The following is a 13762-nucleotide window of genomic DNA, read 5'->3' on the forward strand; positions in this document are numbered from 1 at the left end:
GCGGGCGCTTTCTGCCACCGATGTTACGCCAAGTCGCGTCGCATCAGAAGGGCGTTCAATTGTTCCCCGTTGGGCTGCTTATAGTAGCGATCGCGGCGCCCGACCACCACGAATCCAGCTCGATCGTAAAGCCGCCGCGCCGGCTGGTTATTTTCCTCCACTTCCAGAAATATCGTGCGCACGCCGCGCCCGGCGAGGTGGCCGAGATGGGTCATCAGCAGCGTACGGGAGAGGCCGCGGCCGCGATAAGCCCCGTCCACCGCAACCGAGAGAATTTCCGCTTCGTCCGCCCCGATCCGCGACACCGCAAAGCCGACCGTCTTGCGGCCGAGACGCAAGCGATGCACCAGCGTGTTGCGCTCGCTCATCATGCTCTCGAACTCGCCTTCGCCCCAGCCATGCGCGAAGGCGGCGCCGTGCAGCTGCGCGAGCCGCGCGGCATCGCGCATGGTCGCGGGCTCGACGGCGGCCGTGCCGCCGCGCCACCACTCCGACAGCCATCCCATCATGAGGTCGCGGCTTGTGCTGCGCGCGGCGTCTGTGCCGCCGGCTTAGCGTCGGGCGCTTTCAGATAGAACGGCCGCGCCGGATTGGTGTCGGGATTGGCCGCCGCGCCGAGCCAGGCGATCCAGCTGATGTCGGGCGCGGGCTGCGCGTCGACCGCAACGGGTTGCGGTCCATCCTTCGGCCAACGATCGGCGAGGATATTGGCGGCATTGCCGACCAGATGCGGCGCGCCGAATTGCGAGGCCGCGATCGCTGCGTCGATCGCGGCGACACAGGGGCGCACCAGCTGGCTGCCGTCGCCGGCGACGATCTGGAAATAGACGTGATCGTGCCGCGCATCGATCGCGGAGATCACCGGTGCCGTTCCGCTCTGGCCGACGACACCAGCGGCATAGGCCGACAGCGTCGTCAGCCCGACCGCCGGCCGTTTCGCCGCCAGCGCAAGGCCCCGCGCCGCCGAGATGCCGACGCGCAGGCCGGTGAAGCTGCCGGGCCCGACGGTGACGGCGATGCGGTCGAGCGAGGTGAAGGCGAGGCTGGCCCTCTGCATCACGCGCGCGATCATCGGCATCAGCGCCTCGGCATGGCCACGCTTCATGAGCTGCGATTCCCGGGCGAGCAGCTCGCCGGCGTCGGTATCGAGAACGGCGGCCGCGCAGGCTTCGAGCGCAGTATCGATGGCAAGGATCAGCATGAAACAGCAAACGGCGAGTGGCGAATGGAGAGCACTCTAGCGAACCAGGCGCCTGTCCGCCATTCATCACGCACGATTTGCAGGCCCCCGATATGCGCTATTTCGCAAGGAGGGCAAGCGCGCGCCTTACGGCCAAGCCGCTCTGCCCACCGGCGAGCGGGCTATGCCGCGCGCGCGTTCTTGAATTCCTTGGCCGCCTTGTCCAGCACGAACAGCGATCCCTCCGCCACGCCGAAATAGGCGCCGTGGGTCTGCATCTGGCCGCTCTCCACGGCCTTGCGCACGAACGGGAAGGTCATCAGGTTTTCCAGGCTGCGGAACACGGCGGCCTTCTCGATGCGCTCGACGAATTGCGCCATGGTCTCGTGCTCGCGCTGCTCGACCACCTCGCCCGGCTTGATGAACATCTGCATCCATTTGCCGATGAAGTCGCCGGGCGTCAGCGGCTCGATCTTGTCGACGAAGGCGCGGATGCCGCCGCATTGCGCGTGGCCGAGCACCACGATGTGCTTCACTTTCAGCACCGTCACCGCAAACTCCAGCGCTGCCGAGACGCCGTGCGCGCTTTCGTCGGGCTGATAAGTCGGCACCAGATTGGCGATGTTGCGGACGACGAAGAGCTCGCCCGGCCCCGCGTCGAAGATCACTTCGGGGGAGACCCGGGAGTCGCAGCAGCCGATCACCATGGTCTCAGGCGACTGCCCTTTGACCGAGAGTTCGCGGTAGCGGTTCTGCTCGGTCGGCAGCCGCTGGGTGGCGAAGGCCTTGTAGCCTTCCAGCAATTGCTTCGGGAATGTCGTCATGGCCCATGCCTAATCACATACCGTTGGGGCCGACAAGCCTTTCGAATGGGCAGGCCAAGTGCTATCGGCTGGGGACGGACGACAGACCAGGAAGGAACGCCAGCATGACCCGCCCGCGCCGCAGCCATCTGTTCATGCCCGGCTCCAACCCGCGTGCGCTGGAAAAGGCGCGCAATCTCCCCGCCGACGGCCTGATCCTCGACCTCGAGGATTCCGTCGCCCCAGAGGCCAAGGCGGCGGCGCGCGACGGCATTGCGGCGGCGATCGCCGCCAAGGGCTTTGCCAGGCGCGAGATCCTGATCCGGACCAACGGCCTCGACTCGTCCTGGTGGGCAGATGACGTCGCCATGGCCGCCAAGGCTTCGCCGGACGGCATCCTGGTTCCAAAAGTCTCGAGTGTCGAAGATCTCGACGTGATCGGCCGCAAGCTGGCCGAGCTCGGCGCCGCGCCGACCGTGAAGGTCTGGGCCATGATCGAGACTGCGCGCGCCGTGCTGCATGCCGAGGAACTGGCCGCCGCCGGCCGCGATCCATCGAGCCGCCTCTCGGGCTTCGTGTTCGGCCCGAATGACATCTCGCGCGAGACGCGGATCAGGATGCTGCCGGGCCGCGCCGCGATGATCCCGATGATCACCCATTGCATCCTGGCGACGCGCGCCCACGGCCTCGAGATCCTCGACGGCCCCTACAGCGACATCGCCAATTCCGACGGCTTCGCCACCGAATGCGCGCAAGGCCGCGACCTCGGCTTCGACGGCAAGACCCTGATCCACCCCTCCCAGATCGACGCCTGCAACGCGATCTTCACCCCGCCGGAGGAGGAAGTCGCCCGCGCGCGAAAAATCATCGCGGCGTTCGAACTGCCGGAGAACGCCTCGCGCGGCGCGATCCGTCTCGACGGCGCGATGGTGGAGCGCCTGCACGCCGACATGGCCCGGCGCACGATCGCGATTGCGGACGCGATCGCGGCGATGGCGAAGGGCTGAGGCGCGAGATCCACTTTTCCGCGCGCCAAGCAGGTTTCGCTCTCTATCGTCCCGCCCGTGAAACGGCTTTGAATTCACCGCCTGCTCCGTGGGAGGCGGCGATGGCGCTTTGCCGGAAAGGCGTATCGGCAGGCTGCGGCGCCGCCAATTCCTGGCAATACATCCGATCGATGGTGCGCTGCATGAGCGCATAGCAATCGCATGCGACCCTCTCGAGCCGCGCCCGATGGATTTCGACAAACCCGCGCCGGTCGGACGGGATGGCGCCGGCCTCGCGTAGCTTGCTCATCGTCAAAGTCACCGTCGTCCGCCGTACCCCAACCAGTTGCGCCAGCGCCTCCTGCGTCACCGGAAGCAGGTCCTCGGGAACGCGGTCGTGAAGCTGCAGGAGCCACCGCGCCATGCGGCCATCCACCCGATGCAGTGCGTTGCAAGCGGCGACGTGCTGGAGCTGCAATAACACGGCGCGGGCGTGGACCTGCACGACATGCCTGATCGCTGCGCTTTGCACATGGGCAGCGCGAAATTTGGCGGCGGAAATCACCGATGCAGTGCCGGCTGTGCGGGCAATCGCGGTCACGGATGAAGGCGACGGGCCGAGCACGGAGAACGAGGCCAAAGCGCCTTCCCGTCCCATCAAGGTGGTCGCGACCGTTTGCCCGTCCGGCATGTCGAGCATGAAGGCGATCGCGCCGCTATGGGGAAAATAGACCGGGTCGAGCTCGTCGCCCGATCGCACCAGGACGGCATCGGGTTCGAACGAGACCTTCTGGAAGTGGGGCGTCAGCAAAGCGAGATCCGCCGGCGGCAGCGCCGCCAATAGCCGATTCCCGATGCCCTTGCGGTGGGCAGTCACGGTGTCCTCTGTTGAACGAGCACCCAACGAACGACGGGAATCATCTGTTTCATTCGCCATGATTATCCGAAATGCGAATTGCGGAACGGTATCGATCCAAACAGAGCTAATAGTCGAGATCAAGCACGGATAATTGCGGTGAGCTTTCCCGCATCCTCGCCGCGCAAACAGTCATACTATTTACGCCCGTTGCCACCCGGCGATGCGCACGAGGTGAAAGCTCTGCTGTACGCTGCCATCAGCGGTCCGGCAGATGGTCGGGTCTTTCTCGGTGACGATAGCGGTGGCAAGATCGCGGATGCGATCGCGTGATGCGGAAGGGCTGAGGGCTCGCGCACTCCATCGCCTCGCGACGAAGTGCGCAAGTGCCGCTCGCTCAGATCGTCTGTCCGCCGGACACCTCGATCCGCTGTGCCGTGACCCAGCGGTTCTCCGGACCGAGCAGGCGCGCGACCATCGGCCCGACGTCGTCGGGCAGGCCGACGCGGCCGAGCGCCGTCATCTGCGCAAACTGCTTGTTCAAATCCGGCATGTCCCGAACGGCGCCGCCGAGGAAGTCGGTCTCGATTGCGCCCGGCGCAACGACGTTGGCGGTGATGCCGCGCTCGCCGAATTCTCTTGCCATGTAGACGGTCAGAACCTCGATGGCGCCCTTGGCGGCGGCATAGGCCGAGAAGCCGGGGAAAGAAACGCGCGTCAGCCCGCTCGAGAAGTTGATGATCCGGCCATTGTCGCCAAGCAGCGGCAGCAAGGCCTGCGTCAGAAAGAACGGCCCTTTGACATGGGTGTCGAAGAGCGCGTCGAACTGCTGCTCCGTCGTCTCGGCCATGGCGGCCATTTCGCCTTGGCCGGCATTGTTGACGAGATGATCGAACCTCTCGGTGTGCCAGTGCTCCGCCAGTGCCGACCCGACTTTTGCAGCGAACGCCGGAAAGGTCGATACGGAGGTGACGTCGAGCTGGAGCGCGACCGCTTTTCGGCCGAGCGCCTCGATCTCGGTGACGACTTCGCGGGCGGCGGCGGCACCGCTGCGATAGGTCACGATGACGTCGCCGCCGTGACGCGCGATGGCAATTGCGGTATTGCGGCCAAGGCCCCGGCTGGCGCCGGTGACGAGAGAAATGGTGGGCATTGCAGGTTCCTCGTGGAGTTTCGGTGGGGCCCTTCTGCCTGTGATCGAGCGTCGGATGTTGCCGGATCCTCTGATCGTCTTGCCCAACCCTCCGGAATGCGCTCGGCGGCAGACTTGCCTGGAACTCCCGGCTTCTTGCCTGATCGCCCGCTGGCAATTGCCCGCGTGCCTGGCTCGGCTTAGATTGGGCCCGTGACCGAAACGCTGCTCCAGATCGCCAGCCGCTACGCCGCAGCTCGCGCCGACGACAAAGGCCTTGCGTCCACGCCTTTCGCCGGCATCTCGATCATTCGTGAGACCGCGCCGAGCGCGCTCCAATTTGCGATCTCCAAGCCTCTGGTCGCCTTGGTGCTGCAAGGCGCCAAGCGTGTTGCGGTCGGCGCCACGTCCTTCGACCTGGGTGCGGGCGATTCACTGGTGATCGCGAGCGACGTGCCGACGGTCAGCCAGATTACGTACGCCACAGTCGCGGTGCCCTATTTGTCGCTCGTCGTCGAGCTCGATCCCATTGTCATTGAGGGGCTGGTCGTCGAGATGGGAGCGGCGCCTTATGTCCCGTCGCAGCCGCTGCGGGTCGAGCCGACGGAGCGGGACGTGAGCGACGCGGCGCTGCGGCTGTTGCGCCTGATCGATCGGCCCGCGTCCGCCTCAATCCTCCAGAGCCAAGTGCTGCGGGAGCTGCATTATTGGCTGTTGGCCGGTCGGCACGGTGGCGCCATCAGGGCGCTCGGTATTGCCGACAGCCATGCGCAGCGGATCGGCCGTGCGGTTGCGATCATCCGCGCCGACTATGCCAAGCCTTTGCGTGTCGACCGGCTCGCCAAGGCCGCGGGGATGAGCCAGTCGGCATTTCACCTGCACTTTCGCAGCGTCACGTCGCTGACCCCGCTTCAATTTCAGAAGCAGCTTCGTCTGATCGAGGCGCGCCGCACCATGCTGGCCGATGGCGCAAGCATCGCGACTGCCTCGCATCGGGTCGGCTACGAAAGCGTCACGCAGTTCACGCGGGAATATTGCCGATTGTTCGGCATGCCGCCCGGGCGTGACATGCGCGAGGCGAAGCGGCGCATCGAATCGGCGGCTTGAAGAGTTCTCAAATGGCGACAATCGACAGGATCTACATCCTCGACGGAGGCATTGCGGAGGTCGAAGACGGTTCGATCTATTCTCCTGGCATCAATGTCGGCATTCCCATGACGTTGAGCTGCAATGCCTATCTCATCCGTCATCGCGGCGAGTGGCTGATCTGGGATACGGGCATTGAGGATGAGCTGGCGAAGCATCCGGAAGGGCGCATCATCGCGCATGGCATACGCGGCATCGTGCGTCGTCCGATCGCGGACCAATTGGATGAAATCGGTGTGCGGCCCCGCGATATCCGCACGATCCTCCTTTCCCACGCGCATTTCGATCATATCGGGAATGTCGACCTGTTCGAAAATGCAAGATGGATCGCTCAGCGGGCCGAATTCGAGGCCATGTTCGGGCCTGAGCCTGACGAATTCGGCTACTCGCTTCAGCACTACAGGATGTTGAAGGAGCGGCCTTACGAGATCGTCGATGGTGATCACGACATATTCGGCGACGGCGCGGTGCGCATGATCTTCACGCCCGGCCATACGCTTGGGCATTGCTCGCTGATGGTGAAGCTGCCGCGGCGCGGCGCCGTGCTGCTGAGCGGCGACGTCGCGCATAACCGAGAGAACCTCCGGCGCATGCGTGTACCGTCGTTCAATGCCGACCCGCAGGCGACGGTTGCGTCGATGACCAAGGTGGTCGAGCTGCTACGCGTCGAGAACGCCGAAATCTGGATCAATCACGATACGGCGCAAAGCCAAGGGATGGCTTACGCGCCGAAGTGGATCGAGTAGCGCAATGCCTCACCGCGGCGCGTGTTCGGCGCGCTCGAGCGTCTCCAGCGTCGAGGCGTTGGCGCAATAGCCGTGGTAATTCTCCGCGGCGGTGCCGTCGGCGAGATCGCGGTCGCACTGTCCCTTTTGATTGCAGAGCGAGCAGACCCGTTCGAGGTCGCGGAGCAGCAGCGGCTGCGCGCGGCCGAGCGCCTCAGTGCTGATGCCGAGCTGCTCGAGCATCTTCGGCAATTCGTCGGCGGCGTGGCGGCCGTGACGGACCAGCTCCTCCAGATCGTCGGGCGCGATCCTGAGATCATTGGCGATCCGGTCGAAATCGGCGCGGTCGAGCTGCCGCATCTCGTTGATCTCGCGGCGGTGCTTCAGCCAGTTCGCGAAGGACTCGATGAGATCCTGGACGATGGGATAGGGCCTGGTTGCGGTGCTCATGGCAAGCTCCATTCGGACGAGCGGAATTGGAGCGAGATAAGCACAATGATGCAGAAGCGCGTTGCGCTGGATCAAACGGGGAAGAGCGGGGTTGCCAACCTCTCCCGCTTGCGGGAGAGGTCGCGCCGAAGGCGCGGGTGAGGGCTCTTTCCTCTTGGGGATTGTCCCTTTGCGGAAACACCCTCTCCCCAACCCTCTCCCGCAAGCGGGAGAGGGGGCGCACTTCCTCCGTAGCAACTACCTAAACCGCTCCGCCGCCCACGCATACAGGCTGCCGGGAATCGGCTTCTCGCCGCCGCGGCCCTTCGGTGAGATGTGCAGGCCGATGATGCTGGCGTCGGTGACGAGGCCGAGATAGCTCGAGGGATCGAAGAACAGTTTCGGCTCGGCATGCACGGCGTAGAACGACTGCTTCGGCAATGCGTTCTGCAATTCCCCGGTAAGCCGCGCCAGCGCTGTGAGTGCCGCGGGCCCGTAGATCGCGACGCGAATATCCGAGAGGCGGTTCGAGCCGCCGCGCAGGCGGCGCATCATGAAGGTGATGCGATGGCGCAGCGACAGCCAGTTCGGCGTCAGCTCCTCCTGCTCCATCAGCTCCTCGAACGCCGCGACGATGCCGTGCGCGGGCGGCAGGTAGAGCACGGAATTGCCGAGCTGGCGCGGCCGCTCCCAGGCGAAGTAGGGCTTTGCCGGATCGATCTCGACCGGCTTCAGGAGCAGCACGTCGGCGTCGAGCCAGAGGCCGAAGCCCTTCGCCATCAGCTTCATGCGGAAGAAGTCGCTGAACTGCAAAATGGTCCAGTCGCGCCAGCTGCCGTCCGGCTGCGGCGGGCGCAAGCGTTCGGAGAACGCGTGCGGCAGGATCGCGTCGGCCTCGGCATTCGCAACGCCGGCGGGGAGGCCGGGAATGGGATCGAAGCTGTAGACCGTGACCTTGTGCCCGGCAGCCAGCTGCGAGCGCAGACAGGTCTGGCGTAGCGCATCCATCGGGCCGTGCCAGAAGGTGACGATCTCGGGCAGCATGGGCAAATCTATACGGGACAATCCGGGCAAACAAAAAGCCCCGGCGCAGACAGCACCGGGGCTCGAACCATAGTCTACGATCAGGCCCAGGCGCGTTCGCGCTTGAGCTTGTCCTCATAGGAATCGATCGAAGCCTTCTTCTCCATGGTGAGGCCGATGTCGTCGAGGCCGTTGATCAGGCAGTGCTTGCGGAACGGATCGATCTCGAACTTGACCTTGCCGCCGTCGGGGCCGCGGATCTCCTGGTTCGGCAGGTCGATCGTCAGCGTCGCATTGGCGCCGCGCTCGGCGTCGTCGAACAGCTTGTCGAGATCTTCCTGCGAGACGCGGATCGGCAGAATGCCGTTCTTGAAGCAATTGTTGTAGAAGATGTCGCCGAACGAGGTCGAGATCACGCAGCGGATGCCGAAGTCGAGCAGCGCCCAGGGCGCATGCTCGCGGCTCGAGCCGCAGCCGAAATTGTCGCCGGCGACCAGCACCTTCGCATTGCGATAGGCGGGCTGGTTGAGCACGAAGTCCGGGTTCTCGCTGCCGTCGTCCTTGTAGCGCTGCTCGGAGAAGAGCCCCTTGCCAAGGCCGGTGCGCTTGATGGTCTTGAGGTACTGCTTCGGAATGATCATGTCGGTGTCGACATTGATGATCTTCAGCGGCGCCGCGACGCCTTCCAGCGTGGTGAACTTGTCCATTGTTGCGCTTTCCCGCACGTGGTTCAGGGAACCGGCTATTTATCGCGATCGGACCGGGAATCCTAGGCCGAAATCGGCAGGGCTCGTCTGCCTTAGGGGTTTGAGGCTCAATGGTGCGGCATCGGGACTTTACCTCTCCCGCAAGCGCGAGAGGGAGCGCACTTCGCGCGTGGCGGCGCCATTCACTCCGCCTTGGCCTCAATCGCGGCCATATCGTCGTCCGACAGACCAAAATGGTGGCCGATCTCGTGGATCAGGACGTGGCGGACGATGTGGCCGAGGCTTTCGTCGTGCTCGGCCCAATAGTCCAGGATCGGGCGGCGGTAGAGCCAGACCATGTTGGGCAGCCGCGCCACGTCGCCAAAGCTCTGCTGGGGCAGGCCGACGCCCTGGAACAGGCCGAGCAGGTCGAACTCGCTCTCGCATTCCATCTCGTCCAGGACCTCCTCGGTCGGGAAGTCGTCGACGCGGACGATCACGCCCTCGCAGAGCTTGCGAAAGTCCGCCGGCAGGCGCTCGAACACGTCGTGAGTCATCGCTTCCATCTCGGCGAGCGAAGGCGCTTTCAATTCCGTCCACATGTGCCCCTCATACCGCGGGTTCCGTGGCGATGCATCTGGCTTTATAAGCGGCGAGGTTGACGGGCGCCGCCAAAACGGGGAGCGTGGGGCGGTCAATGGGGCGTTTCAGGTGGGCGGAAAAATGCGAGCGAAAACAGCGCTGACTCTACTGTGCATGGGGTTGTTTTCGCAGTTTTGCGTCGGTGCCGAGGCGCAGACAGCCAGCTCCGGACTCCGGATGGCCCAATTGGTCTCACCGGACGATGTCCCCCCGCCGCGCAAGCGGCCTCCGGCGCGCCTGCGCGTCACGCCCTATTACAGCCCGGATGGCGTCTATCCCCGCTACAATCCCGGCCCCGACGCGGTCCGCGTCTGCAACGCCACCTATGTGCAGGAGTACCGGCCGAGCGGCACGGTGATCGTGCCGCGCGTGAGCTGCTACTGGCGCCGGGGCTGACCGTCGATGCCCGCGCCAGCGAGCTTCGCGGCGGCCTCGTGAGGGCCATGATGGCGAGATGGATCGCATTAGCAATTGCCGCCGCGCTTGCCGCCGGACTGCCTCGCGCGTCCGCCGCGCCGAGGGCGACGATCCCGGAGGCGTCGGCAGGGATCGCGGTTTTCGATGTGCGACGACACGCGCGGACATATGACATGGCGCGGCCTGCCGTACGCCGCGATCCGCGCTACTACGCGCGCCCTGTCTACTATCGTCCCTATCCCTACGGCGTGCCGGCGCCGTTCGTCTTCAGCTACGGGCCGTTCTGGTAAGGCGCCGCCTTGGACCGCTGGCTTTGTGATCGCGCGAGGCACGGCGTCGCATCGCGGCGCCGCGTGTCGTTCATTCATGGCGCGTTCACATCGCTGTCCGCAATTTAATCCCTGGAGCGACTGCAATTGAACAGCAATGGCGCGCCGAGACGTCGCAGCTCTGCCGTCCGGGTTCAGGGAGGATTTCATGCTGAGGATATTGGGTCGTCGGGCCAGCCCGATGCGCCTGCTTGGGCTTGCGGCCGCCGCGACGCTGATGCTGTCGGCCGGCAGCGCGCGTCGCGCTGAAGCGCTCACCTTGATCAATCCGGCGACCTCGCCGGTGACGAAGGCAGCAACCGACGATCTCGTCACGCAGGTTCGCCATGGCGGGCACGGCGGACATGGTGGCGGCGGGCATTTTCACGGTGGAGGCTTTCGCGGTGGCGTCGGACATATCGGCGGCTTCCGCGGCGGTGGCTTTCATGGCGGCGGCTTCCGCGCCGCGCCGGCCTTTCACCACAGCCATGTCGGCGGCTATCGCTATGGCGGCTTTCGCTACGGCGGATATGGCGGCTATCACCGGCACTGGGGCCATCATCGCCCCCATTACGGCTATCGTCACTTCCACCGGCGCCACTATTACGGCGGCTACTATCCCTACTATCACTATCCGCGCCGCTGCCGGATCATCTGGACCTATTACGGCCCGCGCCGCGTCTGTCGCTGGCCCCGCTGGCACTACCCGTACCGGTACTATTGGTGATGTGAGCTAGGAGCCGTCATTCCGGGATGGCGCGTAGCGCCAGACCCGGAATCTCGAGATTCCGGGTTCGATGCTTCGCATCGCCCCGGAATGACGTGACTAGTTCAAAGCCAGTCCTTCAGCTTCCACGACGAAGCCTTCCACCGCATCAGCGTCTCGACCTTCCACTGCCGAAACATCGCCGGCGCCAGCGGCTGAGCTTGGAGGTCTCCTCGACCTCCGGCTTGGCGACGATGCGCAATGGCGCCGCGCGCCGGCGGTGCTGGCGCGTCGCTTCGCTGATGAGATCGACATATTCCGGCTTGTTGGCCATGACGTGTCCTCGCGAAACCGTCGCGAGGACACTGTCGGCGCCGCCGATTAACGACGCTTTGCCGCGATCGCTACAATTGCAGGAAGTAGCTTAGCGCCAGTCCCTGACGTCGACGAAGTGACCTGCGATCGCCGCCGCGGCCGCCATCGCCGGCGACACCAGATGGGTGCGGCCCTTGAAACCCTGGCGGCCCTCGAAATTGCGGTTCGAGGTCGAGGCGCAGCGCTCTTCCGGCTTCAGCTTGTCCGGGTTCATGGCAAGGCACATCGAGCAGCCCGGCTCGCGCCATTCGAAGCCGGCCTTGATGAAGATCTTGTCGAGGCCCTCGGCCTCGGCCTGCTCCTTAACGATGCCGGAGCCCGGCACGACCATGGCGTTGACGCTGGCGGAAACCTGCTTGCCTTCCGCGATCTTGGCGGCGGCGCGCAGGTCCTCGATGCGGCCGTTGGTGCAGGAGCCGATGAAGACGCGGTCGAGCTTGATGTCGGTGATCTTGGTCCCCGCGGTCAGGCCCATATATTTCAGCGCGCGATGCTTGGAGATGCGCTTGGCCTCGTCCGCGATCTTGTCGGGGTCGGGCACGATGCCGGTGACCGAGATCACGTCCTCAGGGCTCGTGCCCCAGGTCACGATCGGAGGCAGCTTTGCAGCATCGAGGCGCAGCTCGTGGTCGAAATGCGCGCCGTCGTCGGAGCGCAACTTCTCCCAATAGCGCATCGCCGCGTCCCAGTCCGCGCCCTTCGGCGCCTTGGCGCGGCCGCGCAGGAAGTCGAACGCCTTCTGGTCGGGCGCAACCAGGCCGGCGCGCGCGCCGCCTTCGATCGACATGTTGCAGACCGTCATGCGGCCTTCCATCGAGAGCGCGCGGATCGCCTCGCCGGCATATTCCAGCACGTAGCCGGTGCCGCCGGCGGTGCCGATCTCGCCGATGATGGCCAGGATGATGTCCTTGCCCGTTACGCCCTCCGGCAATTTGCCGTCGACGGTGACGCGCATGTTCTTCGCCTTCTTCTGGATCAGCGTCTGCGTCGCCAGCACGTGCTCGACCTCGCTGGTGCCGATGCCGTGGGCGAGCGCGCCGAACGCGCCATGCGTCGAGGTGTGGCTGTCACCGCAGACGATGGTGGTGCCGGGCAGCGTAAAACCCTGCTCGGGGCCGATGACGTGGACGATGCCCTGGCGCTTGTCGAACTCGTTGTAATATTCGATGCCGAACTCCTTGGCGTTCTCGGCCAGCGCCTTGATCTGCTCGATGCTTTCAGGATCGGGATTCGGCTTGGTGCGGTCGGTGGTCGGCACGTTGTGATCGACGACGGCGAGCGTCTTCTCGGGCGCATGGACCTTGCGCCCCGTGGCGCGCAGGCCTTCGAACGCCTGCGGCGAGGTCACCTCATGCACCAGATGGCGGTCGATGTAGAGCAGGCAGGTGCCGTCCTCGGCTTCGTGCACCAGATGGTCGTTCCAGATTTTGTCGTACAGGGTGGTCGGCTTGGACATGAGCTCGAGCTCCGAAGAATGTGTGTCAGCGATGAGCGCGGCAGGCCGCGCGGGCAACAAAATCGTCAGCGCAGCCTTCAGGCTGCGCGGCTAAGCTCTGACGTTGCCGAGGTCGCGAAGCGTCCGAAGAACCGGCCAGGCAGCCGCGAGCGATCGTCGATGACGATGCGCTGGATGGGGGCGAAGCTGGTCGGATCTGGAAACATTCTAGAAGCTATATAGCACGCAGCGATAAAAGCGCGAGAGTTTCAGCTCGTCATTGCGAGCGCAGCGAAGCAATCCAGAAATGCATCCGCGGACACAGTCTGGATTGCTTCGTCGCAAGGGCTCCTCGCAATGACAGCGTGGGCCAAACAAAAAAGCGCGGAGCCGAGCCCCGCGCTTTCGAAAGACTTGCCTGGTGGCGAAACTTACTCGCCGACAGCAGCAGCGCGGTCCTGCTTCTCGACGATGCGGGCCGACTTGCCGCGAAGGTTGCGGAGGTAATAGAGCTTGGCGCGACGCACCTTGCCGCGGCGCACCACCTTGATCGAGTCGATCATCGGGGAGAGCAGCGGGAACACGCGCTCGACGCCCTCGCCATAGGAGATCTTGCGCACGGTGAAGCTCTCGTTGAGGCCACCGCCGGAACGGCCGATGCAGACGCCCTCATAGGCCTGCACGCGGGTGCGGTCGCCTTCGACCACCTTCACGTTGACGATCACGGTGTCGCCGGGGGCGAATTCCGGGATGTCCTTGCCGGCGGACAGCTTGTCGAATTGCTCCTGCTCGAGCTGCTTGATCAGGTTCATGGGTAAATCTCCATCGGCGCGCCCAGCCTTTAAGAAACGGGGGCTGCGTGAAATTCGTCTATCCAGCCATTGCGGATGTGGCCGCTCCTATAAGGCAAGCC

17 protein-coding genes and 1 pseudogene are annotated in these 13762 nt (G+C 64.8%); 6 read left to right on the top strand and 12 right to left on the bottom strand.

Going from position 1 to position 13762, the window contains the following annotated elements:
• Nucleotides 1-23: 23 nt before the first annotated feature.
• The 3 genes from rimI to XI05_RS35430 all read right to left on the bottom strand — a co-directional run bounded on the left by rimI (nucleotide 24) and on the right by XI05_RS35430 (nucleotide 2004).
• Nucleotides 24-509, bottom strand: a complete 486-nt coding sequence (gene rimI / locus XI05_RS35420) for a ribosomal protein S18-alanine N-acetyltransferase (protein ID WP_172789369.1) — start codon at nucleotides 507-509, stop codon at nucleotides 24-26.
• Complete coding sequence (gene tsaB / locus XI05_RS35425; RefSeq protein ID WP_271510418.1) at nucleotides 506-1201, bottom strand: tRNA (adenosine(37)-N6)-threonylcarbamoyltransferase complex dimerization subunit type 1 TsaB; 696 nt, start codon at nucleotides 1199-1201, stop codon at nucleotides 506-508. The genes rimI and tsaB overlap by 4 nt, the downstream gene beginning before the upstream one ends.
• Before the next feature lie 161 nt (nucleotides 1202-1362).
• The gene (locus tag XI05_RS35430) at nucleotides 1363-2004 is read right to left on the bottom strand and encodes a carbonic anhydrase (protein ID WP_271510419.1); all 642 of its coding nucleotides are present in this window, start codon (nucleotides 2002-2004) and stop codon (nucleotides 1363-1365) included.
• A 104-nt stretch (nucleotides 2005-2108) separates the two neighbouring features.
• Here XI05_RS35430 and XI05_RS35435 point away from each other — a divergent pair, with 104 nt between their 5' ends.
• On the top strand, nucleotides 2109-2990 hold the full coding sequence (locus XI05_RS35435; RefSeq protein ID WP_271510420.1) for an HpcH/HpaI aldolase/citrate lyase family protein: 882 nt from the start codon (nucleotides 2109-2111) through the stop codon (nucleotides 2988-2990).
• A 43-nt stretch (nucleotides 2991-3033) separates the two neighbouring features.
• Here the strand turns inward: XI05_RS35435 and XI05_RS35440 are convergent, their stop codons facing one another.
• On the bottom strand, nucleotides 3034-3906 hold the full coding sequence (locus XI05_RS35440) for a Crp/Fnr family transcriptional regulator (protein ID WP_271510421.1): 873 nt from the start codon (nucleotides 3904-3906) through the stop codon (nucleotides 3034-3036).
• 78 nt (nucleotides 3907-3984) lie between these two features.
• On the opposite strand from XI05_RS35440, the gene XI05_RS35445 reads away from it, so the two are divergent.
• Nucleotides 3985-4158, top strand: coding sequence for a hypothetical protein (locus tag XI05_RS35445; protein ID WP_271510422.1), 174 nt, complete (start codon nucleotides 3985-3987; stop codon nucleotides 4156-4158).
• A gap of 64 nt (nucleotides 4159-4222) precedes the next feature.
• Here the strand turns inward: XI05_RS35445 and XI05_RS35450 are convergent, their stop codons facing one another.
• Nucleotides 4223-4978 carry an SDR family NAD(P)-dependent oxidoreductase gene (locus XI05_RS35450; RefSeq protein ID WP_271510423.1) on the bottom strand — a complete coding sequence of 252 codons (756 nt, stop codon included), beginning with the start codon at nucleotides 4976-4978 and terminating at the stop codon, nucleotides 4223-4225.
• Nucleotides 4979-5170: 192 nt separating this feature from the next.
• Here XI05_RS35450 and XI05_RS35455 point away from each other — a divergent pair, with 192 nt between their 5' ends.
• A complete protein-coding gene (locus XI05_RS35455) occupies nucleotides 5171-6064 on the top strand; it encodes an AraC family transcriptional regulator (RefSeq protein WP_271510424.1) in 894 nt (297 codons plus the stop codon).
• A gap of 11 nt (nucleotides 6065-6075) precedes the next feature.
• Nucleotides 6076-6849, top strand: a complete 774-nt coding sequence (locus XI05_RS35460; protein WP_271510425.1) for an N-acyl homoserine lactonase family protein — start codon at nucleotides 6076-6078, stop codon at nucleotides 6847-6849.
• A gap of 9 nt (nucleotides 6850-6858) precedes the next feature.
• On the opposite strand, the gene XI05_RS35465 is transcribed toward XI05_RS35460, so the two are convergent.
• The 4 genes from XI05_RS35465 to XI05_RS35480 form a co-directional block, all read right to left on the bottom strand.
• Complete coding sequence (locus XI05_RS35465) at nucleotides 6859-7278, bottom strand: DUF6455 family protein (protein ID WP_271510426.1); 420 nt, start codon at nucleotides 7276-7278, stop codon at nucleotides 6859-6861.
• Between the two features lie 237 nt (nucleotides 7279-7515).
• Nucleotides 7516-8301, bottom strand: a complete 786-nt coding sequence (locus XI05_RS35470) for a hypothetical protein (protein ID WP_271510427.1) — start codon at nucleotides 8299-8301, stop codon at nucleotides 7516-7518.
• Nucleotides 8302-8381: 80 nt separating this feature from the next.
• Complete coding sequence (gene leuD / locus XI05_RS35475) at nucleotides 8382-8987, bottom strand: 3-isopropylmalate dehydratase small subunit (RefSeq protein WP_027573022.1); 606 nt, start codon at nucleotides 8985-8987, stop codon at nucleotides 8382-8384.
• A gap of 182 nt (nucleotides 8988-9169) precedes the next feature.
• A complete protein-coding gene (locus tag XI05_RS35480; protein ID WP_271510428.1) occupies nucleotides 9170-9568 on the bottom strand; it encodes a metallopeptidase family protein in 399 nt (132 codons plus the stop codon).
• 154 nt (nucleotides 9569-9722) lie between these two features.
• Between XI05_RS35480 and XI05_RS35485 the strand changes: the two genes are divergently transcribed.
• Entirely contained in the window at nucleotides 9723-10004 is a 282-nt protein-coding gene (locus tag XI05_RS35485) for a hypothetical protein (RefSeq protein WP_172789380.1), read from the top strand.
• A 498-nt stretch (nucleotides 10005-10502) separates the two neighbouring features.
• Nucleotides 10503-11060 carry a hypothetical protein gene (locus XI05_RS35495; RefSeq protein ID WP_271510429.1) on the top strand — a complete coding sequence of 186 codons (558 nt, stop codon included), beginning with the start codon at nucleotides 10503-10505 and terminating at the stop codon, nucleotides 11058-11060.
• A gap of 104 nt (nucleotides 11061-11164) precedes the next feature.
• Here XI05_RS35495 and XI05_RS35500 read toward each other — a convergent pair.
• From XI05_RS35500 to rplS, 3 genes and pseudogenes are all read right to left on the bottom strand, one after another.
• Nucleotides 11165-11373 (bottom strand): annotated as a pseudogene (locus tag XI05_RS35500) (hypothetical protein).
• Between the two features lie 90 nt (nucleotides 11374-11463).
• Entirely contained in the window at nucleotides 11464-12870 is a 1407-nt protein-coding gene (leuC, locus tag XI05_RS35505; RefSeq protein ID WP_271510430.1) for a 3-isopropylmalate dehydratase large subunit, read from the bottom strand.
• A gap of 410 nt (nucleotides 12871-13280) precedes the next feature.
• Nucleotides 13281-13661, bottom strand: a complete 381-nt coding sequence (gene rplS / locus XI05_RS35510; protein WP_036008895.1) for a 50S ribosomal protein L19 — start codon at nucleotides 13659-13661, stop codon at nucleotides 13281-13283.
• Nucleotides 13662-13762 lie beyond the last annotated feature (101 nt).

This window comes from Bradyrhizobium sp. CCBAU 11357 (assembly GCF_028128865.1).
Classification (GTDB): Bacteria; Pseudomonadota; Alphaproteobacteria; order Rhizobiales; family Xanthobacteraceae; genus Bradyrhizobium.